Source organism: Acetobacteraceae bacterium, from assembly GCA_039613835.1.
GTDB lineage: Bacteria > Pseudomonadota > Alphaproteobacteria > Acetobacterales > Acetobacteraceae > Sorlinia.
Map to the genome: position 1 here is coordinate 1,828,941 of CP154827.1, position 22,662 is coordinate 1,851,602.

17 protein-coding genes and 1 pseudogene are annotated in these 22,662 nt (G+C 55.9%); 15 read left to right on the top strand and 3 right to left on the bottom strand.

Annotated elements, in window-relative coordinates; genetic code table 11:
* Positions 1-13 precede the first annotated feature (13 nt).
* Positions 14-1,492, top strand: a pseudogene (gene xylB / locus AAYR33_10150) (xylulokinase).
* Here the strand turns inward: xylB and AAYR33_10155 are convergent.
* Both AAYR33_10155 and AAYR33_10160 read right to left on the bottom strand, forming a co-directional pair.
* Entirely contained in the window at positions 1,477-1,992 is a 516-nt protein-coding gene (locus AAYR33_10155; GenBank protein XAO71299.1) for a DNA polymerase III subunit chi, read from the bottom strand. The pseudogene xylB and the gene AAYR33_10155 overlap by 16 nt on opposite strands.
* Positions 1,989-3,491, bottom strand: a complete 1,503-nt coding sequence (locus AAYR33_10160; protein ID XAO71300.1) for a leucyl aminopeptidase — start codon at positions 3,489-3,491, stop codon at positions 1,989-1,991. The genes AAYR33_10155 and AAYR33_10160 overlap by 4 nt, the downstream gene beginning before the upstream one ends.
* 269 nt (positions 3,492-3,760) lie before the next feature.
* Here AAYR33_10160 and AAYR33_10165 point away from each other — a divergent pair, with 269 nt between their 5' ends.
* On the top strand, positions 3,761-4,387 hold the full coding sequence (locus tag AAYR33_10165; protein XAO71301.1) for a sulfite exporter TauE/SafE family protein: 627 nt from the start codon (positions 3,761-3,763) through the stop codon (positions 4,385-4,387).
* Positions 4,388-4,433: 46 nt separating this feature from the next.
* On the opposite strand, the gene AAYR33_10170 is transcribed toward AAYR33_10165, so the two are convergent.
* Positions 4,434-4,634, bottom strand: coding sequence for a hypothetical protein (locus AAYR33_10170; protein ID XAO71302.1), 201 nt, complete (start codon positions 4,632-4,634; stop codon positions 4,434-4,436).
* A gap of 1,110 nt (positions 4,635-5,744) precedes the next feature.
* Between AAYR33_10170 and AAYR33_10175 the strand changes: the two genes are divergently transcribed.
* The 13 genes from AAYR33_10175 (at position 5,745) to nuoI (ending at position 22,661) form a co-directional block, all read left to right on the top strand.
* Positions 5,745-6,866 (top strand): HlyD family secretion protein, encoded by a 1,122-nt coding sequence (locus AAYR33_10175; GenBank protein ID XAO71303.1) that lies wholly within the window; start codon positions 5,745-5,747, stop codon positions 6,864-6,866.
* Between the two features lie 10 nt (positions 6,867-6,876).
* On the top strand, positions 6,877-8,457 hold the full coding sequence (locus AAYR33_10180) for a DHA2 family efflux MFS transporter permease subunit (GenBank protein XAO71304.1): 1,581 nt from the start codon (positions 6,877-6,879) through the stop codon (positions 8,455-8,457).
* A 38-nt stretch (positions 8,458-8,495) separates the two neighbouring features.
* On the top strand, positions 8,496-10,088 hold the full coding sequence (locus AAYR33_10185) for an efflux transporter outer membrane subunit (GenBank protein XAO71305.1): 1,593 nt from the start codon (positions 8,496-8,498) through the stop codon (positions 10,086-10,088).
* A gap of 88 nt (positions 10,089-10,176) precedes the next feature.
* The gene (gene zwf / locus AAYR33_10190) at positions 10,177-11,685 is read left to right on the top strand and encodes a glucose-6-phosphate dehydrogenase (GenBank protein XAO71306.1); all 1,509 of its coding nucleotides are present in this window, start codon (positions 10,177-10,179) and stop codon (positions 11,683-11,685) included.
* A gap of 48 nt (positions 11,686-11,733) precedes the next feature.
* On the top strand, positions 11,734-13,572 hold the full coding sequence (locus AAYR33_10195) for a glycoside hydrolase family 15 protein (GenBank protein XAO71307.1): 1,839 nt from the start codon (positions 11,734-11,736) through the stop codon (positions 13,570-13,572).
* Between the two features lie 275 nt (positions 13,573-13,847).
* A complete protein-coding gene (gene ndhC, locus AAYR33_10200) occupies positions 13,848-14,228 on the top strand; it encodes an NADH-quinone oxidoreductase subunit A (protein XAO71308.1) in 381 nt (126 codons plus the stop codon).
* A gap of 4 nt (positions 14,229-14,232) precedes the next feature.
* Positions 14,233-14,874, top strand: a complete 642-nt coding sequence (locus tag AAYR33_10205) for an NADH-quinone oxidoreductase subunit B family protein (GenBank protein ID XAO71309.1) — start codon at positions 14,233-14,235, stop codon at positions 14,872-14,874.
* Positions 14,875-14,888: 14 nt separating this feature from the next.
* Positions 14,889-16,652, top strand: a complete 1,764-nt coding sequence (nuoC, locus tag AAYR33_10210) for an NADH-quinone oxidoreductase subunit C/D (protein ID XAO71310.1) — start codon at positions 14,889-14,891, stop codon at positions 16,650-16,652.
* A complete protein-coding gene (nuoE, locus tag AAYR33_10215) occupies positions 16,639-17,157 on the top strand; it encodes an NADH-quinone oxidoreductase subunit NuoE (protein ID XAO71311.1) in 519 nt (172 codons plus the stop codon). Before nuoC ends, nuoE begins: the two co-directional genes overlap by 14 nt.
* Positions 17,144-18,460, top strand: coding sequence for an NADH-quinone oxidoreductase subunit NuoF (nuoF, locus tag AAYR33_10220; GenBank protein ID XAO71312.1), 1,317 nt, complete (start codon positions 17,144-17,146; stop codon positions 18,458-18,460). The genes nuoE and nuoF overlap by 14 nt, the downstream gene beginning before the upstream one ends.
* A gap of 13 nt (positions 18,461-18,473) precedes the next feature.
* Positions 18,474-21,182, top strand: coding sequence for an NADH-quinone oxidoreductase subunit NuoG (nuoG, locus tag AAYR33_10225; protein ID XAO71313.1), 2,709 nt, complete (start codon positions 18,474-18,476; stop codon positions 21,180-21,182).
* Entirely contained in the window at positions 21,182-22,138 is a 957-nt protein-coding gene (gene nuoH / locus AAYR33_10230; GenBank protein XAO71314.1) for an NADH-quinone oxidoreductase subunit NuoH, read from the top strand. The genes nuoG and nuoH overlap by 1 nt, the downstream gene beginning before the upstream one ends.
* A gap of 10 nt (positions 22,139-22,148) precedes the next feature.
* Positions 22,149-22,661: an NADH-quinone oxidoreductase subunit NuoI gene (gene nuoI / locus AAYR33_10235; GenBank protein XAO71315.1), complete on the top strand. Its 513-nt coding sequence runs from the start codon at positions 22,149-22,151 to the stop codon at positions 22,659-22,661.
* Position 22,662 lies beyond the last annotated feature (1 nt).

Below are 22,662 nucleotides of genomic sequence, written 5' to 3' on the forward strand. Positions count from 1 at the left end.
TAAGGGAGGGGCCATGTATATCGGGATTGATGCGGGTACATCCGGCATAAAACTGCTCCTCCTCGATAGTGACCAGAGAGTCGTCGCGTCCCGCACTGAAAAACTTGAGGCACAGTCGCCCCATCGCGGTTGGTCGGAGCAGGATCCTGAAGCCTGATGGCAAGCGCTGTGCCGCATTTTGGATGATCTAAAGTGTGAACGACCGAAAGATCTGAAGAAAGTGCGCGGGCTCGGGCTGTCCGGCCAATAGCACGGCGCAGTCCTGCTGGATGCTGCAAACAAGGTGCTCCGGCCTTGCATTTTGTGGAATGACACGCGCGCGCAGGCTGAGTGTGAGATTTTTGAAAAGCGCTTTCTCGGAGCGCGGCTTGTAATCGGAAGCCGCGCGGCTTCCGGTTTCACCGCGTCGAAGCTGATTTGGGTGCGGAACCATGAGCCTGATATTTTTCGGCAGGTCCGTAAGGTTCTGCTCCCGAAAGCCTGGTTGCGCTTCAAACTTTTTGGGGAAATGATTGAGGATGTTTCAGATGCATCCGGCACGCTTTGGCTGGATGTGCGGCATCGCAGCTGGTCTCCCGAGGCTTTGGCGGCGTGCGGGCTCAGTCCGGATGCCATGCCGCGACTTGTTGAGGGAAGCGCTCCGACCTGCTGCTTGAGGAAGTCTCTCGCCACGCACTGGGGCATGGGCGACGCCGTCATGCTCGCGGGCGGCGCGGGCGATAATGCGGCGGTCGCAATCGGGCTTGGTGAGATTGAGGACGGGGACAGCTTCATCTCGCTCGGCACATCCCGCGTGATATGGCGCACCACGCGGGATTTTCGGCCCGAGACCAGCAGGGGGCTGCACGCTTTTTGCCATGCGATTCCGGACCGATGGCACCAGATGGGCGTGACTTTATCCGCTGCGTCCTCTCTCCGATGGTGGGCAGAAATCACCGGCATGTCGGAGGCGCAATTACTTGATGAGGTACCGCGTCAGATCACGCGTCCCGCGCGACCGCTCTTTCTCCCTTATCTGTCGGGAGAGAGGACGCCGCATAGTGATGACCTCATTCGGGGCGGCTTTCTCGGGGTTGATTGCGCCGTCAAACGCGCAGAGATGACGCGGTCCGTGCTTGAGGGAGTCGCGTTCTTATTACGGGACACTGCGCGCGGACTCGGCATTGAAAAAGGTGAGGTGACCCACGCCATGGTGGTGGGTGGGGGGTCTCAAAGTCCCATATGGGTCTCTATCATCGCGTCCGTCGTGAATATGACGTTATCATGCCTGAAAGACGGTGATTATGGCGGTGCCTTCGGGGCCGCGCGCCTGGCGCGGATTGCTGCGGGAGATGGCGGGATTACCGACATCTGCACGAAGCCGGACGTCGCGCATCAATATGTCCCGAACCCCGAATTGCGGCAGCTCTATGATGAGAAATTTGCGCTTTACCAGCAATCCTACCCTTTGCTCCGCAAATGGGCGGAGACGGAGCATCATCTCACGAAGTGAGGCGGAGGCGTTTCGTAAGTGGATGGTCCCGACCTACGTTTTCTGCCGCGTGTCGGCCTGTTTTTCCACCCATCCTCCGTTTGCTGCCAGTAGGAAAGGGGGAGATCCTGCGCGGCCCAGCCCCACCATTTTTCCCTCGCCCAACTCACGGCGATTTCATCGGCGCCGTCGAAAACAATGAAAGCTCTCTCAAACGCCGTAGCATCATCTGACTCGACGCCGGCCATCAGGAACAGAAAGCGTGCCCCGTTGGGCACGTCATGATCGAGAGTCAACCAGATGGGCTGTCGCTCCCCTTGGCCCTGGGCTTTGCTGCCATGCGGCAGCCACGGGGAGTCGTCCAATTTCCAGAGCGCTGCATTGAGGGATTGGAGCTGTGCCGCATCCCGACACCGAATGACGGCGCGCTGGCCCGCACTTAAACTGCGTGCCAGAAGCTGCCCCAACGCCTGATCAAGGCGGGATCGGCTTAAATGGTAAAAGCCGATTTCAGCCGTCATATGAGATTTTCACCCGACTCATAAAGGTAGATAAGCTGGTCCAACAACCTTACACCAAAACCGGAAGCACCTTTCGGGCAGGTCGGTGCGGCGTCATTCCGCGCGGCAACACCGGCAATGTCGATATGTGCCCATGGCGTGTCACCCACGAAACGCGCCAGAAACTGCGCCGCGGTGATGGAACCACCTGCGCGACTGCCGATATTTTTCATATCCGCGATGGGGGAGTCGATTTCGCGATCATAAGCGGGGCCCATGGGCATTGGCCACACCGCATCGCCGGAAGTCTCGCCTGCCGCAATCAGCCGCGTTTTGAGCGTTTCATTATTGCTGAAAATCCCGGCATATTCATGCCCTAGACTTATTACGATGGCACCTGTGAGTGTCGCCAGATCAATCATAAGCTGAGGACGGTAAATATTCCGTGTGTAGGCAAGCACATCGGCGAGAACGAGGCGCCCTTCAGCATCGGTATTCAAAACTTCGATTGTTTTACCGGCATAACTGGTGACGATATCGCCAGGGCGCTGCGCGTTGCCGGAAAGCATGTTTTCCACCAATCCGACGACACCCACGACATTGGCACGTGCATGGCGGCGCGCCAGGGCCTCAATCGTGCCGATCACAGCGGCAGCACCGCCCATATCCGTCTTCATCTCCTCCATTCCGTTTGCCGGTTTGATGGAAATCCCGCCTGAATCAAAAGTGACGCCCTTACCGATCAAGGCAATAGGCGCATCGCTCTGATTATCGGAATGGGTATATTGCATGATGGCGACATGGGCTTCCTTGTCACTACCCTGCGCAACGCCCAAAAGCGCGCCAAATCCGAGCTCCCGAAGGGTTGACGCCGTCAGGATCGTCACTGAGACGCCAATATCGCGCAGCGTTTCGATGCGTTTAGCGAATTCCGGCGGATGCAGGATATTGCCCGGCTCATTCACCAGGTCGCGTGTTCGGAAAACGCCAAGCGCGATACTTTGAAGCCGTGCCCATTGTTTTGTTGTCGCGTCAATATCCTCGACAAACAGGTCAAGCTTGCGTAGTGATGAAGCCAGTTCCGCATCATGTTTGTAACGTGAAAACCGGTATTGCCCCAGAGTGGCGCCGTAAGCCGCATGAGCGGCAAATGTCTCGGCGCGTCCGACATAAGCCATGCTGACGGACTCCGCCTTCTTGAACAGAGAGACGGCGAGGGCGGCCGCGTTCTCGACACGGTTGGGGGTAAGGTTCGCCTCTTCGCCATAACCAACAAGAACAATCTGGGCGATTTCAGGGCAGGGCGCGATGAGCGTGCAGGATTGATCGCGCTCGCCTCTGAATTTTGTGATTTCCGCAACGCGACGCAGGGTACCGTTGGCCCGATGATCAAGCATTTCGCAAATCCCGGAAGATAGATCGTCATCCTGAGGGATCAGGATGGCAAAATAACGTCCGGTTTGCGAGTCATGCTCAGCTTCAAAAATTGTTGCTGCGGCTTTAACTTGAATTTCCAACATTTTGCGCTTTCCAATTTAGATTTATTTCGTATCAATATCGACTGACTCCAGTTTTAAGGCAAGTCAGCACAGACTCGACGGGCGCGAGGTGATAAAAATATAAACAACAAAAATAGTGAAATTAATTTCCGGCGCAGGCATACTCCATTTTCTTGAGGCGACAAAAATAAAGGTTTTAGGGGTTTAACTGAATTCCATTACGCATATGCATTCTCAGGATTGCTGGTCGGATTTCTGGTTGAGATGACGGGCGTGGGCGGGGGTCACTCATGATGCCGATCCTCATCCTGTTTTTCCGTATTCATCCTCAGGCGGCTGTCGGCACTGACCTCCTTTTTGCGACGATGACAAAATCTGTCGGCACCCTTGTGCATGGGAGTCAAAGGATCGTCGACTGGTCCATTGTGAGGCTACTTGCGATGGGCAGTATCCCGGCGACACTCATCACCTTGGGCATTCTGCATGGTGTCGGCGCCCCGTCGGATGGCGTCGCGCATTTCATGACCCACGCGATTGGGGTGGCCCTGCTGATCACGGCACCAAGCGTGCTTTTTCGCCGTGAAATACAGCGTTGGGCTCAAAATCGTGGGAATCAGTTGGAAGATCGACACGTCACTTTACTGATAGTCATGCTTGGGGTGGCGCTCGGCGCTCTTGTCACGATATCTTCCGTCGGCGCCGACATCGCTCATGCCGTGCCTTTGACTCTCGTGGCGGGTTTGGGGCATTGGTCGTTCGGCGCGGTTGACCTGTCACTACTCGCCTTCCTGCTTGCCGAGTCAATCCCGGGGGTCATGTTGGGAAGCCTGTCGATCGATGTGATGCCCGCGAGATTTCAGCAGGCTATTCTGGGCGTCGTGCTTTTCGCCATCGGTTTCAAGCTCGTGACGACATAGAGGGTTCGTGCCAGTTCGCTGCCCCCGAGGCGAGCTCTGAAGTGACTTACCGGAAGATAAATCCGGGGAAAGAAATGCCCGTCATGGTGTTGGCGAAAACCATGTCACGATGGCCCCGATTATGGTGGAGTGAGGGTGATTTCTCCGCCTCATCGCGCCTGTCCCTGAGGATGAAACCCATGATGATGGTGAGATCGTGCAGATCAAAAGGATGGGTACATCCGTTGATGACGTTGCGACAATCCATTGCCCCTGCAGGGAAAATGTTGTCGGTGATCCCGGTGCCTAAGAAAAACGGCTGATTTCCCGAGAGACATCCGTTACGAAATCATATGGGGATGGCATTAATGGTCCCACGGTCGGGTCAAACAACGTCCATTTTTGCACGATGTTACGGATCATCTCTTCGTACACGTTTCCCAGTTCCTCCATTCATCAAGTCGCACAATGTCGGGCATCTGAAAGTCAGCGCCGTGCCACGCGACGGGGGTGACGTGGTGCACTGACAGAAATGATTTTCCAACGACATGAAAGGCAACGGTGCAATGCCTCCGCGCGTCTCGCGGGCTCATTCTTTCTTCCACCCGGAAAATCTCATTCACGTTGACCGGCGTCGCCCTTGAGACATTTCGGCACGCAATTCCCTATCGAAAAAATTAAGGTGTCCAGACCAATTATTAAATTAATATTTACATTTGTATCTTAGTTATGCAACCCCGCGCCTTATCCCTATGCTAAGCTGCAACTCGTTACGATATTGCAGACTTACCCTGACCAATCCGCGTTACGTGGGCCTCCGTCGCCCGGTTGTTTTGAGGATAGACAGTTTATGGCAGAAACGGTTAAGCAAGGTAGTTGACTCGTCGGATCAAGCAATCATTTACGCTTTGATTTCGACAGTTAAATGAGCTGCGTTCACAAAACCCTGAAATCGAGTGGTCGTGATCTGTCCTTCGCCGAAGGAATGGGCTTGAAGCGAACCAGTCCCCGACCGCGATATCGTCAATCGGGTAGATATATTCGGTATTTCAAGACTTCGGAATTTGACGATACATAACGCCCTCATTATAGGGTAATTTCTTTCCCGGCGCGACAAAATGGGCCTGATTAAAGGCGAGCGAAGCGCCGTCTTGCGCGACTTGTCTTGTCTCTCCTCTTGACGCGCATGGTTAAGTACCGGCAATTTAGCGAACTTTGTAGTCGCAGATTTTCTTCCAGACCAACAAGAAGGCTTCCCCTTCCAACTGGGTATGCGCAAGCCGGTCGAGGGTCATTGGCGGAAAATCTGTTTCAAGATGACATTTTGCCAGTCGAAATTGACTCGCCGACGGGAGGCCGCTGGGACGCGGTACATTGAATGACGGATAACAGCCAGCAGGACCGGAAGCCGGCGAAGAACGACCAGGATGACAAGCCGGGCGAGGGGAAGGACAAAAAAAAGAAAGGCCTCACCCCTCTGACGAAAAAGCTCCTGGTCGCGGGCGTTATTCTCCTTGCCGTGGTCTGGCTTTTCTACTGGTTTCTCACCCGGAACCATATTGAGACGGACGACGCCTACACACAGGGGCGCAAAATCAGCATTGCGCCGCACGTGAATGGTTACGTGACCGATCTGCGCGTTAATGACAATCAATTTGTCAGGCAAGGCCAGGTTCTGCTCACGATTGATGACCGGGATTACCGTGCGTCCCTCGATAAGGCGACGGCCTCACTCTCGCAGGCCAGCGCAAACCTGTCCGGCGCTGAAAATCAGTTGATTGTCGCGTCCAAGAAGTTTCCCGGGCAGTTCACCTCGGCGCAGGGTGCCCTTGCCGCCGCAAAAGCCGACCTCTTCAAGGCTGAGACGGATTTCAAACGCCAGCAGCGCGTCTCCCGCGCGGCGACGACGCAGCAAAATGTTGATTACGCCAAAGCGGCGCTGGAGCAGGCGCGTGCGCGTGTCATCCAGGCTGAAGGCCAGCTCGAGCAGGCGCGCCCCGTCCAGCCGAACATCAAAAATCAGGAAGATATCTTTGCGCAGCAACGCGCCTCCCTGAAAGTTGCTGAGGCCAATCTGAAGCTTGCAGGACTCAATATGGAGTGGACGCAGGTCAGGGCGCCTCATGATGGCTGGATCTCGCAGCGTAATGTTGAGCAGGGCGATTTCGTCCAGACGGGGCAGAAACTCTTCTCAATCGTCGCGCCTGAGGTTTGGGTTGCGGCCAATTATAAAGAAACGCAGATCACGAAGATGAAGCCGGGCCAAAAGGCGGAGATCAGTGTCGATGCCTATCCATCCCTACATCTCAAGGGGCATGTTGATTCCATCCAGCTCGGCGCTGGCGCTGCTTTCAGTGCCTTCCCGCCTGAGAATGCGACGGGTAACTTCGTCAAGATCGTGCAGCGTGTGCCGGTCAAGATCCTGATCGATAAAGGTCTTGACCCTGACCATCCCCTCCCGCTCGGCGTGTCCGTCATCCCCACCGTTTACGTGAAGTGAGCGCGATGAGATGACCGACGCTTCGACCAGCGACCAAGAAAATTGGCGCCCCAAATATAATCCATGGCTGATCGCGGTCGTGGTGACGCTGGGCGCCTTCATGGAGGTTCTCGACACCACCATCATCAATGTGGCGCTGCCGCATATTTCCGGTGCGCTCGGCAGTTCATACGATGATGCGACGTGGGCGCTGACCTCCTACCTTGTCGCCAATGGCGTGGTGCTGACAATCTCCGCGTGGTTCAGCAAAGTCTTCGGGCGCAAACGTTACTTTCTGATCTGTATCCTGATGTTCACCGTGTCGTCATTCCTATGTGGATTATCCGACAGCCTGCCTGTGCTCATCATCTTCCGTCTGATGCAAGGGTTTTTCGGTGGCGGGTTACAGCCGATACAGCAATCGATCATTCTTGACACATTTCCGCCCGAAAAACGCGGGGCTGCATTCGGGTTGACAGCCATTGCCATTGTCGTGGCCCCCATTCTTGGCCCGCTTCTGGGCGGTTACCTCGTTGATAATTTCTCCTGGCGCTGGATTTTTTACGTCAACGTGCCATTCGGCATACTGACGCTGATCGGCGTTTACGCACTTGTTGAGGATCCACTCTGGGTCAAGCCGGAGCGTGAGCGTATTGATGTGATCGGGATGACACTGATCACGCTTGGCCTCGGCTGCCTGGAAGTCATGGCGGATCGTGGTGAGGACGATGACTGGTTCCATTCCGGCTTTATCGTGACGATGGCCGTCATCGGTCTCCTCTGTGTGATCGCCTCGATCATCTGGCTTCTCACCGCGAAAAACCCGCTTTTGAATCTCGACATCTTCAAGGACCGCAATTTTGCGGTGGGCACGTTTCTGATCGCGATGGTGGGGGGGCTGCTTTATGCTGCGGCCATTATTGTCCCGCAATTTGCGCAACAGATACTTGGTTATACTGCGACCCTTTCGGGCCAGGTGCTGGCGCCGGGGGGTGTGGCTGTCATTATTCTGATCCCGATTGTCGGGAAGCTGATGGGAAAATTCCAAACGCGAAATATTATTGCGCTCGGCTTTTTCCTGATGGGGTGTTCCCTTTTTTACTCGGCGCAGCTTCAGCCCACGACGAATTATAATTTTCTTGTTCTCTGCCGCGTTTTTCAGACTGCGACGCTGGCTTTTCTGTTCGTGCCGATTTCCACGATCGCTTATTCGACATTGCCGCGACATCTTAATGCCGATGCGTCCGCCATGTTCAGCATGGCGCGAAATTACATCGGCTCGCTCGCGATTTCATTTGCCACGGCTTTTGTGATTGAGACCCAGCAGAAACGCCAAAGTCTGATCGTCCATGACATGACACCTTATCATCAGGCTTATCAGGATTATCTCGCTGTCGTTAAACGCGCCGCGGTGGAAGTGGGTATGTCTGCGAGTCAGGCATCTTCCTACGCGACGCATCAATTATATGAGACATTCCGACAGCAGGTTTCGATGCTTGCCTATAATCAGGTCTTTATGGAGATCGGTATCGTGCCGTTCTGCGTCGTGCCGTTCTGCTTCCTGTTTTCGCCAACTGCGGAAAAAAGCAGCGGCGAGGGGGGAATGCATTGAGATCCGCCCCTCACCTGTTTTTAACTGAAATGCCATTTATGAAGGGTCGCTGCGTCATGCGCCGTGCTTACCATAAATTAGCGCTCCTCCCTGCCATGGCGCTCATCCTGACGTCGGGCTGCGTCGGGCCGAAATTCCATCGTCCTAAACCATGGACGCCGAACCAGTATCGTATGCCCGAACGAGAGGGTGAGGCGGGGGTGACAAGTCGCACGACGCAAGATCCGGCGGAGGCAAATTGGTGGGGCCTCTTCAACGACCCTGAATTATCGTCTCTGCAATCCCGCCTCGCATCTCAGAACCTCGATATCCAGCGCGCCACGACGCAACTGGCGCAAAGCCGTGCCCAGCTGATGATTGCGGGTGCCGGGCGCTACCCGTCTCTCAGCGCGATGGGCAGTTATCAGCGCTCCCAGTATATTACGAAGTTCTTCCAGCGGGCCCTTTCCCAGATCGGTCAGAACTGCAGGGACTCGCTCGGCGCGCAAAATGCCACCCTCCTTGACCAGAGCATTGGTAATGTCGTCGTGCCGCAGCTTAATCAGTGGCAGACAGGTATTGACGCACAATATGAGCTGGATTTATTGGGCCGGGTCGCGCGGCAATATGAGTCCGCTAAGGCGATGTTGCAGGCAACGGATGAGCAGAGGCGTTCCGTCATTATCGCGCAACAGGCCGATCTGGCCTATGATTACCTCGCCCTGCGCGGCCTGCAGGAACAATTGCGCATCTTGAAGGAAAACCGTGCCACCGCGCAGCGGACATTGGATCTCGCGCGGGAGCGACAGCATGTCGGGCTGGTGACGGAGTTAGACGTCAAATCGGCACAGCGGCAACTTGACACGACGACGGCGCAGATCGCCCAGATGAAGCAGCACGTTACGCAGCAGATTAATGCCATTAACCTGTTACTGGGTTTGCCGCCAGGCTCTCTCGATGATGAGTTGCAACGCACGGCGGGCATCCCGGTCGTGCCGCCGCGCGTGCCCGTCGGGCTTCCGTCTGACCTAGTGCGGCGTCGTCCCGATATCCGGCAGGCCGAAGCACAACTCCACGCGGCGGTCGCCAATATTGCGGAGGCCGAGGCGGAGTTTTATCCGAAAGTCACCATCAGTGCCGATTTCGGGCTTCAGACCCTGTCCTTCCGTGATCTTGGCTTCTGGAATGCGCGGGCATGGAATGTCGGTCCGTCCATTTCCTTGCCGATTTTCCAGGGTGGGCGCCTGCGCGGCAATCTGATGCTGACCAAATATGCTGAACAGACGGCGGCCATTACTTATCGCCAGACCGTGCTCGGCGCATGGCGGGATGTCGATAATGCGCTTGTGGCCTATCGGGATGAGCAGAAGCGCCATCAGGGCCTGGTCTCAGCTTCTGCGGCGGCGCGTCGTGCGCTTGACCTGGCGAAAGATCAATATCGATCCGGTCTCGTCACTTACCTGGATGTTCTCTCCGCCCAGCAGGCGCTTCTGGATGCTGAGATGCAGGTCGCGGACAGCTCCATGACGGTCGCGGCCAATCTCACGCGCCTTTATAATGCGCTTGGCGGTGGCTGGGAGAATATCGCGCCGGAAGAAGCCGCGAAATCCGCTTTGACTTCAAAAACTTATGACAAACTCACTTCGAGGTGATCGGGCTTGATCTTGCGCAAGTTAACGCGCGTTATAGCATGAGAAGAGGCAGCGACACATAATATCCCACATATAAAGGAGACGGTTTATGACCGGTCAGACGAAGTCTTCCACGTCTAAGGCGGATGTTCCGCGTCGCGCACCGGATTGCACCCTTGTTATCTTCGGCGGTGGTGGCGATCTGACGAAACGCCTCCTTGTGCCGTCGCTCTATGATCTGGCGGCGATGGACGTTTTATCACGGAAATTCCGCATCATCGTCGTTGACCGGATGGAGATGACGCCGGAAGCGTGGTCGGCACATCTTTTCGACGAGATTTCCGCCTTTGCCAAAGACAAGGCCGGTGAATTTGCCCATGGGCGTCTCGATAAGAGCGTCTGGCAGAAAATGATGAAAAATGTCGAATTTCTGGCAGGCGACATTACGGAGCCGGAAATTTACCAGCGCGTGGCCACATCACTAGGCAATAACTCTGCCATTTTCTATTTCGCGTTGGCCGCCCAGTTTTTCGGGACGATCCTTAAAAGTCTCGGCAAGGCAAAGCTGTTCGAAGAGGATGGTTTTTTCCGCCGTGTGATCATTGAAAAGCCCTTCGGCTATAATCTGGCCTCCGCCAAGGCGCTGAACAAAGTCGCGCTGGCCAATGCGCGTGAGGATCAGATTTACCGCATTGATCATTTCTTCGGTAAGGAAGCCGTCCAGAGCATGATGGCCATCCGTTTCGCCAATGCTTTATTTGAGCCCCTCTGGCGGCAGGAATATATTGACTACGTCCAGATCACAGCGGCCGAAACGATTGGCGTTGAAAAACGCGGGAAGTTTTATGAGGACACCGGCGCGCTGCGCGACATGGTGCCCAATCACCTGTTTGTCCTTCTGAGCATCACAGGTATGGCGCCGCCCAGCTCCCTTGCGGCGGAAGTCGTCCGGTCAGAGAAAACGCGTCTGCTTGATGCGATCCGACCCATCAAGGTCAAGGATTTCGTCGTCGCGCAATATCGGGCGGGGAAAGTTGAGGGTGAAAAACGGCTTGCCTACCGGAATGAGCCGGATGTTGATCCGAAGAGTGACGTCGAGACTTACGCGGCGCTGAAACTCCACATTGATAATTGGCGTTGGGCGGGTGTCCCGTTTTACCTGCGCACCGGCAAGCGCCTCGCCGCGCGGAAGACGGAGGTTGCGGTCATTTTTAAAAAGACGCCGTATCAGCTTTTCAAACAGGGTTCAGCGGACTCGATGCCAAATGTCATCAGGTTTCAGCTTGACCCGATCCGTGGCCTGGCCATGCATTTCATGGTGAAGGAGCCCGGACTGGAGGAGGTCACGACCCCGGTGCAAAATACCTTCCGCTATGATGATTTTTTTAAAAGCCGCGCCAATGTTGGTTATGAAGCGTTGCTTTATGACTGCATGTGCGGTGACCAGATGTTGTTTCAATCCGCTGCCACGATTGAAGCGGGCTGGGCAGCATTGGAAAGCGTCAATCCGCCCAAAAATCGGAAGCTCTGCTTTTACGCTGCGGGTGATCAAGGGCCGAAGGAAGCGGATCAGCTTCTTGAACGTGACGGGAGATCGTGGCTTCCGCTCATTGACTGAACCGAACGATAAGCACAGGGACGCTGTATCTTAAAAGGAGGTCGCATCATGGCTATGGCGATCGAAGACCACGCTGTCATAGGGGACCTGCGCACGGCGGCGCTGGTCGCTCTTGACGGGTCCATTGATTTCATGTGCTGGCCACGATTTGACAGCCCGAGTGTCTTTGCACATTTGCTGGAGGAGAAAGCCGGGAGTTTCACCCTGAAGCCGGTTCTTAATGATGGGTCATATCGTCAGGCCTACATGCCGGATACGAACATCATCCTCACGCGGGTCCTATCCTCCAGCGGCGTCAGTGAGATTTCGGATTTCATGGTGCCTGCGCCGATTTCTCAGACGCAGCGTCTGATCCGGCGCGTGAAAGCGATACGCGGCGGGATCAGGTTCGACATGCGCTGCGCCCCCCGCTTCAATTACGCGCGCACGGGCCATAAAGTGCATCAATTATCGTCGCATGTGGTGATTTTTGAGCCGGACGACCCCCTCTTCCCGAGATTGCGACTGTGCTCGACCGTCAAATTGATTGTCAAAGGCAATGATGTCGTGGCCGAGTTCTGCCTCGAATTTGACAAGGTTGCGTTTTTCTCACTGGATGGGGAAACGCATAAAGAGAATTTCTGTGAAGATGATGAAATGCTCGTCTCGCTCTTTAAAGAGACGGATAGTTATTGGCGCGACTGGGTGGCGCGCTCAAATTATCACGGGCGGTGGCATGATCAGATCATCCGTTCCACGCTGGCGCTCAAGCTTCTGACATCGCACGAATTGGGGTCAATGGTTGCGGCGGCGACTTTCGGCCTTCCGGAAGATGTCGGTGGAGAACGGAACTGGGATTACCGTTACTGTTGGATCCGCGACTCGTCCTTTATGGTTTATGCTTTCATGCAGACAGGCCATAAGGAGGAGGCGACGGCTTTCATCCGCTGGGTACATGCGCGGCGGGTTGAGGCGCATCCCGGCCAGGCGCGGCTGAAAGTGCTTTACGCGATTGATGGCCAGCCTATGTCGTCCGAAACTGAGCTGGAGCATTTCAGGGGTTATCGCAATTCCCGCCCGGTCCGTATCGGTAATGCGGCGGAAGGTCAGCTTCAGCTCGACATTATCGGCGAGATCATGGACGCGATTTTCCATGCTGATGAAAATTGTGAAAGACTGAGCTGGGAAGCATGGCGCGCCCTGCGTGAGGGGATCGACTGGCTTTGTTTCAACTGGAATCAGGAAGATGAGAGCATCTGGGAAGTCCGGGGAGGGCGAAGGCATTTCCTGACATCACGCGTCATGTGTTGGGTGGCGTTTGACCGGGCGATCCGTCTGGCGCAGAAACGCGGCCTGCCTTGCGCGATCAATGTCTGGGTGCGGGAACGCAGCGCCATTTATAATGATATTCAGACCGGGTTCTGGGATGAGGAGCTGGGTTATTACGTACAATATAAAGGCGGGCAGACGATTGATGCCTCATGCCTGATGATGCCGCTTATGGGGTTCATTTCCGATCATGATCCACGCTGGTTGTCGACTCTGGAGGCGGTTGGCGCTCAATTGCTTGATGACAGTCATGTCTATCGTTACCGCACGCAAAAGGATTATGACGGCAAGGATGACCATGCGGGGGATGGTTTGTCAGGAAGTGAAGGCACGTTTACAATGTGTTCCTTCTGGTATATCGAGTGCGTCGCCCGCACGGGTGATTTGTTAAAGGCGCGTCTCTTATTTGAAAAGATTTTATCTTACGCCAATCATGTCGGGTTATTTTCTGAAGAAATTGGCCCATCAGGTGAACATCTTGGTAATTTCCCACAGGCTTTCACGCATATTGCCCTTATTCGGTGTGGCCAATACCTTGATAAAGCTTTCTCCAAATCCGGGGATCGAAATAGTGAATGATAGTCATTATCACGTCAAAATGGGACAAACTTCATCCCTATTATTCACGGATTCGAAATTTTGCATTCTATTGTTTGCGGCACGCGTTATGTGGTGCTAGGCATAGCGCAGTTCACCTCTTGACCAAAGGGTCTATTGGGGACGGTTCGCTATTGCCCTTCCGGGTGCGGCCTTTGGTCCCGTCGAAATAGGTAGTCGTACCAGTGACTCAAATTTTTGTTGATCACGCTCTTCTCATTTATATCGCGTTCACCGTGGTGTTTTTGTGTATTGTCGTGGCTCTGTCCGCTGCTATAGGCCCGCGGCGCGTCGGTGCGGCGCGGGGGCGCTCTATGAGTCTCCCTTACGAGTCCGGCATTATGGAGACGGGTTCAGCGCGGCTGCGCCTGCCGGCGCAATATTACCTGTTGGCGGTATTTTTCGTTATTTTCGATGTTGAGGGCGTTTTCATCTATGTCTGGGCGACGGTAACGCGGCAGATGGGGTGGCCCGCTTTCATCACCATCGTGAGTTTTATCGTTTTTCTGACTTTGGCACTCGTTTACCTCTGGCGCAGCGGCGCGCTGGAATGGGGCCCTAAACTGCGCCGCGCGAAGGTGCGACTGCCGCAGAATACGCCTGCCGAGCTCGTCAAGATACTCAAGCGCGAGGTTTAAAATTATGTCCTGGACCTTAACCTCAGCCGTCGGACAGCCGCGGTTGCAAAAGCCGGAGGAGCTCCTTGCCCAGGAGGATGTGCGCCGCAATGTCGTCGTCGGCAAATTACAGGACTTCATCTCCTGGGGACAGAAAAACTCTGTCTGGCCGTTTAATTTCGGTCTTTCCTGCTGCTACGTTGAGACAGCTACGGCCCTGACCAGTCGTTACGATATTGCCCGGTTCGGGTCAGAGGTTCTGCGCGCCACGCCGCGAGAGGCGGATCTCATGATCATCGCGGGCACTGTTTTCCGGAAAATGGCGCCGATCGTGAAATATCTTTACGACCAGATGCTTGAGCCCCGCTGGGTAATCTCCATGGGCTCCTGCGCGAATTCGGGCGGTATGTACGACATATATAGTGTCGTACAGGGTGTTGACACCATTATGCCGGTCGATGTTTACGTCCCCGGCTGTCCGCCCTGCCCGAATGCCCTGATTGAGGGGCTCATGCTGCTTCAGGACTCAATCGGCAAGCAGCGGCGGCCGCTCAGCTGGATGATCGGTGATCAGGGCGTCACAAAGGTGACACCGCAGAGCATGCGCGACCTTAAACAAGATGAGCGTCGCAAAGCGACCATCCTGCGCACGCCAGATACCGTATAAAGGCCGGGGGTGTTATGACTGAAGTGACTGAACGCTTGAAGGGAAGCCCGCTCGGGGCTTTCGTCGCCGTCAGGTCGCAGGATGTCGTCCTGCTTGAGGAGGCGACGCGTGACGGTGTTCCCACCTTCTGGGTGCGGCGCGGGCAGATCCACGCCCTCTTGAAGTCCTTGAAGGCCGATGGCGCCTTACGGATGCTTTTTGACCTCACAGCGCTTGATGAGCGTGAGCATAAGCACCGCCAAGGATTGCCGGACGCCGATTTCACCGTGGTTTACCACATTAAATCCTTCTCCGGTTCGCTGGATGAAGTGCGCCTGAAGGTGCCTCTGGACGTCAGCGCCCTGAACCTCCCGACCATCACGGATATCTGGCCCAACGCCAATTGGCTGGAACGGGAAGTCTGGGATCTTTTCGGAATTGTGTTTGAGGGGCACCCGCACCTCACGCGCATCATGACGCCGCCAAGCTGGGTGGGGCATCCCCTGCGTAAGGACCATTACACCCGCGCGACGGAGCGGCCACCTTACACATTGTCGGAAGACGAAGTGTTTGACGAGCAGGAAGCCCTGCGTTTTGACCCCAAAGCCTGGGGGATGAAGCGGCACTCCGATAATAGCGACTTCATGTTCCTCAATCTCGGGCCTAATCACCCGAGTGTGCACGGTGTCTTTCGCATCGTATTACAGCTTGAGGGTGAGGAAATTGTGGATGCCGTGCCGGATATTGGTTTCCACCATCGCGGCGCTGAGAAAATGGCTGAGCGCCAGACCTGGCACTCCTTCATCCCCTATACTGACCGTATCGACTATGTCGGCGGGGTGATGAATAACTTCCCCTATGTTCTCGGTGTTGAGAAACTTGCGGGGATAACCGTCCCTCCGCGCGCGCAATTGATGCGCGTCATGCTGGCTGAGTTTTTCCGTATCTCAAGCCACCTTGTTTTCTACGGGACGATGGTGCAGGATCTGGGGCAGCTTTCCCCCGTCTTCTATATGTTCAATGATCGTGAGCGCGTGTTCAGCATCATTGAGAAGATCTGTGGCTTCCGGATGCATCCGGCTTTCTTCCGTATTGGTGGCGTGGCGATGGATCTCCCGATCGGCTGGGAGAAAGAGGTTCGGGAATTTCTCGATTTCATGCCGAAGCGCCTTGATGAATATGACAAGATGGTCATGAAAAACCCCATCTTCCGTGGGCGCACCAAGGGTGTCGGCATATATAACACGGCTGAAGCCGTGGATTGGGGCGTGACGGGGCCAGGGCTGCGCGCGACGGGCCTGGCATGGGATTACCGCAAGGTCGCGCCCTATTCCGGCTATGATCAAATCGATTTCGACATCCCGACAGGCACAAATGGCGATTGCTATGATCGCGCCGCCGTCCATATGGAGGAAATCCGGCAGAGCCTTCGCATCATCCGCTTCTGCCTCAGTAATATGCCGGAAGGGCCGTATAAGGCCGAGCATCCTCTGGCCATGCCCCCGCCAAAACCGCGCACGATGCATGATATCGAAACGCTGATTCATCACTTTGTGGGCGTCAGTTGGGGGCTTGTCATGCCGGCAGGTGAGGTGCGGAGCTGTATTGAGGCGACGAAGGGCCTCAATCAATATTATCTGACAAGTGACGGCGGTACGTCCTCCTACCGTACGCGTATCCGCACGCCCTCTTTCATTCACCTGCAACAAATTCCCCTCCTGGCGAAAGGCGCGATGATCGCGGACCTGATCGCCATTCTGGGAAGCATTGATTTTGTGATGGCCGATGTCGACCGCTGATAACACGGCACAAAACGCCGAACTCCCCTCTGACCTGGTGCAGACCTTCCGAGGCATGGTTGCGCATGAGCATCACGCGCGCGGCGCTTCGATTGAGGCGTTGAGATTGGTGCAGGAGCGCTTCGGCTGGATCAGCGACGCGCATCTCGCCCAGACAGCGCAGGTTCTGGGCATGACGCCCGCCGATCTCGACGGGATCGCGACTTACTTCAATCTGTTATTCCGTAAGCCTGTTGGCAAAAACGTCATCATGCTCTGTGACAGTGTCTCATGCTGGCTTGTGGGGCAGGAGCAGACGCGGGACCGCCTCTGTAAAAAATTGCAGATTAAAATGGGTGAAACCACGCCTGACGGTGAATTTACTCTTCTACCGATTGTTTGCCTCGGGCATTGCGACCACGCGCCTGCAATGCTGATCGGCAAGGAGCTTTACGGCCCTGTCCGCCCCGAGGATATCGATGCGATCATCGATGATATCAGGAGCAAAAATCATGACCACGCCTAACCCGGAAAAGCAGCCGCTCACGGCGCTGGTTAACCGTGAAGCGCCGCTCGACCCCGCTCAATATGAAGCGCGCGGCGGTTGGCGCGGTATTCGCCGTGCCCTGACCATGTCTCCGGATGATGTGATTGAGGAAGTTAAAAATTCCAAATTACGCGGGCGCGGGGGTGCCGGCTTCAATACGGGCCTCAAATGGAGTTTCGTCCCGAAAGAGCCCGCGAAAGACCGTCTCAAATATGTCGTGGCTAATGGCGATGAGATGGAGCCGGGCACTTTCAAGGACCGCATCCTTGTCGAGGGCAATCCGCTTCAGCTGATTGAAGGCATGATGATTACCGGGCACGCCATCCAGGCGGATCACGGCATTATCTTTCTGCGCGGGGAATATCACCTGGGGCTTGAGCGGCTGCAAAAAGCGGTCATTCAGGCGCGGGAGGCCGGGCGGCTCGGGAAAAACATTCAGGGCTCCGGATTTGATTTCAATATTCACGTCCATCCCAGCGGCGGGCGCTATATTTGCGGTGAGGAAACGGCGCTTATCACTGCGCTGGAAGGTCGCCGCGCCAATCCCCGCAGTAAACCGCCTTTCCCGCAGGTGGGCGGTTTGTGGGGCGCGCCGACCGTCGTCAATAATATTGAGACGTTCAGCAACGTCCCTCCGATCCTCGCGAACGGCAAAGATTGGTATCTTGGCCTCAGTAATTGCGAAGATGGCGGCACCAAACTTTATGGCGTGAGTGGTCGATCGAAAAACCCCGGCGTATTTGAACTCCCGCTTGGCACGTCCCTTGGGGTGATCCTGAATGAATATGCCGGCGGGATGCAGGATGGCTATAAGCTGCGAGCCTTCTTACCCGGTGGCGCGTCCACGGCGTTTCTCGGGGCGGAGCATGAGAATATTCTGATGGATTATCCATCTCCGGAGAAGGCGGGCAGCCGTCTGGGCACGGGTCTCGCCATTCTATTGGATGATCGGACCTGTCCGATCGGCATGTTGAAAAATCTTGAGCATTTCTTTGCACAGGAATCCTGCGGCTGGTGCACACCTTGTCGTGACGGTCTTCCCTGGGTGGAACGCCTCCTGACCGTTATTGAAGATGGGAAAGGCACGCAGGAGGATATAGACCGCCTCGATGATGCGGCGCGCATGATCGGGCCGATGGGCCGCACTTTCTGTGCGCACGCCCCGGGCGCGATCGCGCCACTTTCAAGCGGCCTGACGCTGTTCGCAGAGGATTTTCAGAGACATATCCGCCAGCAACGCTGCACCTTCTCGCAAGGTCGTTCAGCTGAGCAGGCGGCTTAGGAGTACCGGCCCGATGGCTAAAATTACGATCGATGGCCGCGAAGTTGAAACGCGGGAAGATCAGAACCTTTTACAGGCATGTCTGGAGTCAGGCTCGGATCTGCCCTATTTCTGCTGGCATCCGGAGCTAGGATCTGTCGGGGCGTGCCGCCAATGTGCCGCCAAGCAATTTGCGAACGCTCAAGATACGCGCGGACGTATCGTCATGGCGTGTATGACGCCTGTGACGGAAGGTGCCATCATTTCAGTTGAAGACCCGGAAGCGAAGGAATTTCGCGGTGAGGTCGTTGAATGGCTGATGACCAACCACCCGCATGATTGCCCGGTTTGTGAGGAGGGTGGTGAGTGCCATCTTCAGGACATGACGGTCATGACCGGGCATCGCGAGCGCCGCTATCGCTTTGATAAGCGCACCCACAATAATCAGGATCTCGGCCCTTTCGTCAAACATGAGATGAATCGCTGCATTGCCTGTTATCGCTGCGTGCGGTTCTATAAGGATTATGCGGGCGGTGGGGATCTCGGCGTTTTCGCGTCACATAATAATGTCTATTTCGGACGTCATGAAAGCGGCACGCTGGAGAGCCCTTTCAGTGGTAACCTGATCGAAGTCTGCCCGACCGGCGTCTTTACGGACAAGCCTTTCTCCAAAATTTATAGCCGTAAATGGGATATGCGGGGCGCGCCTTCTGTCTGCGCCAATTGTGCCTCCGGCTGTAACACCATTATCAATGAGCGCGCGGGCATCGTGCGTCGTACGGTCAATCGTTATAATAATGACGTTAACCGGTATTTCCTTTGTGATCGTGGCCGGTTCGGTCATGGCTGGGTCAATGCTGAGACGCGCCTGCGTGCGGCCGGTTATGTCGTCAATAGTGAGATGACAGCCGCGCCTGTCCAGACCGTATTGGAAGAATTCGGGCGCATCGCGTCCGGGACGAAACTTCTCGGTATCGGGTCACCCCGCGCGTCGCTGGAGTCCAATTTCGCGTTGCGGACCCTTGTCGGGGCGGAAAACTTCTCGTCCGGCATGGCGGAGCCGCATCATCGTCTCGTCGATCTCGCTGTTGAACTGATGCAGGCAACGCCCGCAAAAATTGCGACGATGGCCGAGATGGAAAAATCCGACGGTGCCGTTATTCTCGGTGAGGATATCACGGCGACGGCGCCGCGTATGAGCCTTGCCCTTCGGCAGATCAAACGTTCCGCCTGCAATAAAGCGGCGGATCAGGCCCACGTGCCGCAATGGCTTGATGCCTCTGTGCGCACTTTGGGTCAGGATGCTGTCTCACCGCTGATGGTTCTCTCCCCCGCTCAGACGGATCTTGATGCTTTCGCGGCCTCGACTTTCCGTGCGCTACCGGAGATGATCGCGCGGATCGGTTTCGCTGTGGCGCATCGCATTGATGGTAGCGCGCCCGACGTCGCCGGATTGTCGGAAGATGAAGCGGCTCAGGCCAGCGCCATGGCTGACCTTCTGTTGAGCGCAGAGCGGCCTTTGATCGTCTCAGGGCTGCAATATGCTTTGGAAGCGCTGCTTCATGCGACCGCCAACATCGTGCGCGCGTTGAAAGCGCGGGGTAAGTCGCCCTCTATCGCCTTCGCCATGCCGGAGGCAAATAGTGTCGGTATGGCCATGATGGGTGGCTTGCCGCTTGACAAAATCGGCGCCCAGGCGAAGGGCGCAACATTGATTGTCCTCGAAAATGACCTCTCCCGTCGCCTTGATGATGCGCGTTTCGAAGCGCTCATTGATACAGCGGAAAAACTGGTTGTGATCGAACATTCCGTAACGCCTACCGCGATCCGCTCTGACATCACCGTGCCTTCCGCCAGTTATGCAGAGTGTGAAGGGACGCTTGTCAGTGCCGAAGGGCGGGCGCAGCGTTTTCTGCAGGTGGTTTATGCCGACGCCCCCATTCAGGTGGCATGGCGTTGGATCGCCGATTTTGCGAAGGCGGCGCAGATCAGTGACTTCCCCAAATGGAAAACGCTGGATGATGTTGCCAGTGCGCTCAGCCGAGACATTCCCGCCCTGAGTCGTGCTTCTGAGGCCGCGCCCCATGCGGATTACCGCTTTGAAGGACGTCAACTCCGCAGCCAGACGGATCGTGTCAGCGGACGCACCGCCATCCGCGCGCATATCAGTGTCAAGGATGTGGCGCAGCCACATTCATCAGATACGCCTCTGGGCGCCACGATGGAAGGGTCCTACGGCCCCGATATGCCGGGGAGCCTCGTACCCTACTACCGTGTGCCGGGCTGGAATTCCGAGCAATCTCTTAACCGTTTCCAGCAGGAAATTGGTGGCGAGATGCGCGGAGGGCCGAGCGGCGTTCGATTGATAGAGCCGCATGAGGCTCAAGCGGGTGCCTATCGCGGCACGGCCCCTGATGCCCCGACTGCCCGCCCGGGCCAAATATTGGTCCTGCCGGAATATCGTGTCTTCGGGACAGATGAGCTTGCGCCTTTATCGCCGGCCATCAAGCAGCGTGCTGATGAGGCATTCCTGCGTATTTCGGGCCAGGTGCCAGCGGGTGCAACAGCGATCCTGAAGCTTGATGGGCAGGAAGTCACGCTGCCTGTCCGGGGGGATACGTCCCTGCCGGAAGGGGTCGTGACCTGTCCGCCGCATATGGCCGTGCGCGCATGGAGCGCACCGTCATGGACCGAGATTGAACTCAGATTGCCAGCGCAACTGGATGCAGCGGGGAACGCCTGATGACTTTCCCGATTTATGTCATGATTGTCGTCACCGTCTTCGCCATCCTCGGCGTTGCGGCTGTCTCAACAATGGTGGAGCGTCGCCTCCTCGGGTTTCTGCAGGATCGCCCGGGTCCGAACCGGTGCGGGCCTTTCGGGTCTCTCCAGCTTCTGGCAGACGCCATCAAAATGCTTTTCAAGCAGGACTGGGTGCCGCCTTTCGCGGATAAGCCGGTCTTCCTGCTGGCCCCGATCATCGGGTTTCTCTGCGTTCTCCTCGCTTTCGGGGTTGTGCCGATCACGCCAAGCTGGAGCATCGCCTCGGATCTCAATGTCGGCGTTCTGTTTGTCTTTGCGATGGCGGGGCTGGGCGTTTATTCGGTCGTGCTCGCCGGTTGGTCATCCAATAATAAATATGCCCTGTTAGGGGGCATGCGCGCTGCGGCGCAGATGATCAGTTACGAAGTGTTTATGGGCCTGTCCGTCATGGGCGTGGTGATGCTCGCCGGCTCCTTCAGCCTGCACGCCATTGTCGATGCGCAGACACATATGTGGTTCATCATCCCGCAATTTCTGGGCGCGGTGATTTTCTTTATCGCCGGTATCGCGGAAACACACCGTCTTCCCTTCGACCTGCCAGAGGGTGAGAATGAAATCACGGCAGGTTTCCACACAGAATATTCCGGCATGAAGTTCGGTATGTTCTATCTGGCGGAATATGCCGGTATGGCTATGACGTCGGCGCTTGTCACCACACTTTATCTGGGTGGCTGGCATGGTCCGTTCCTGCCGCCTTTTATCTGGTTTGCGCTGAAGGTTTTCCTGCTGATCTGCTTTTTCATCCTGCTCCGCGCCGCGCTGCCGCGCCCGCGTTATGACCAGCTGATGGCTTTCGGCTGGAAGGTGCTTCTGCCGCTATCGCTGTTGAATATTGTCGTTACCGGCGCAGTTATTTTACTGCGCGCAGGCGGCTGAGGGCTGCATCATGTTTGGAATTATCCGCACAATCTGGCTCACCTTCCTGCATCTGTTTCAGCATAATGAGACAGTGCCCTATCCGGAGGTCAAGCCCTATCTGTCGCCGCGCTATCGCGGTCGCATCGTTCTGACGCGTGACCCGAGCGGGGAGGAGCGCTGCGTTGCCTGTAATCTCTGCGCTGCCGCCTGCCCGGTTGACTGCATCTCCCTCCAGAAGGGTGAGCGGGACGGGCGCTGGTATCCTGAGTTCTTTCAGATTAACTTCTCACGCTGCATTTTCTGCGGTTTTTGTGAGGAGGCGTGCCCGACTTACGCCATTCAGCTTACGCCGGATTTTGAGATGAGTGAATATGTGCGCCAGAATCTTGTTTATGAGAAAGAAGACCTGCTCATCAGTGGGCCGGGGAAGGTTCATGATTATAGCTTCTATAACGTGTCCGGGCTTAAGATCCCCGGCAAAGACAAGGGCGAGGCAGAGCATGAAGCCAAACCGATCGACCTTCATACACTGATGCCCTGAG

Coding starts and splice junctions, on each gene's coding strand:
- nuoC (XAO71310.1), top strand. CDS start 14,889: ATGACTGAAGTGACTGAACGCTTGAAGGGAAGCCCGCTCGGGGCTTTC.
- AAYR33_10165 (XAO71301.1), top strand. CDS start 3,761: ATGATGCCGATCCTCATCCTGTTTTTCCGTATTCATCCTCAGGCGGCT.
- AAYR33_10195 (XAO71307.1), top strand. CDS start 11,734: ATGGCTATGGCGATCGAAGACCACGCTGTCATAGGGGACCTGCGCACG.
- nuoE (XAO71311.1), top strand. CDS start 16,639: ATGTCGACCGCTGATAACACGGCACAAAACGCCGAACTCCCCTCTGAC.
- nuoI (XAO71315.1), top strand. CDS start 22,149: ATGTTTGGAATTATCCGCACAATCTGGCTCACCTTCCTGCATCTGTTT.
- AAYR33_10185 (XAO71305.1), top strand. CDS start 8,496: ATGAAGGGTCGCTGCGTCATGCGCCGTGCTTACCATAAATTAGCGCTC.
- AAYR33_10155 (XAO71299.1), bottom strand. CDS start 1,992: ATGACGGCTGAAATCGGCTTTTACCATTTAAGCCGATCCCGCCTTGAT.
- AAYR33_10205 (XAO71309.1), top strand. CDS start 14,233: ATGTCCTGGACCTTAACCTCAGCCGTCGGACAGCCGCGGTTGCAAAAG.
- nuoH (XAO71314.1), top strand. CDS start 21,182: ATGACTTTCCCGATTTATGTCATGATTGTCGTCACCGTCTTCGCCATC.
- AAYR33_10175 (XAO71303.1), top strand. CDS start 5,745: ATGACGGATAACAGCCAGCAGGACCGGAAGCCGGCGAAGAACGACCAG.
- nuoF (XAO71312.1), top strand. CDS start 17,144: ATGACCACGCCTAACCCGGAAAAGCAGCCGCTCACGGCGCTGGTTAAC.
- zwf (XAO71306.1), top strand. CDS start 10,177: ATGACCGGTCAGACGAAGTCTTCCACGTCTAAGGCGGATGTTCCGCGT.
- AAYR33_10180 (XAO71304.1), top strand. CDS start 6,877: ATGACCGACGCTTCGACCAGCGACCAAGAAAATTGGCGCCCCAAATAT.
- AAYR33_10160 (XAO71300.1), bottom strand. CDS start 3,491: ATGTTGGAAATTCAAGTTAAAGCCGCAGCAACAATTTTTGAAGCTGAG.
- AAYR33_10170 (XAO71302.1), bottom strand. CDS start 4,634: ATGGATTGTCGCAACGTCATCAACGGATGTACCCATCCTTTTGATCTG.
- nuoG (XAO71313.1), top strand. CDS start 18,474: ATGGCTAAAATTACGATCGATGGCCGCGAAGTTGAAACGCGGGAAGAT.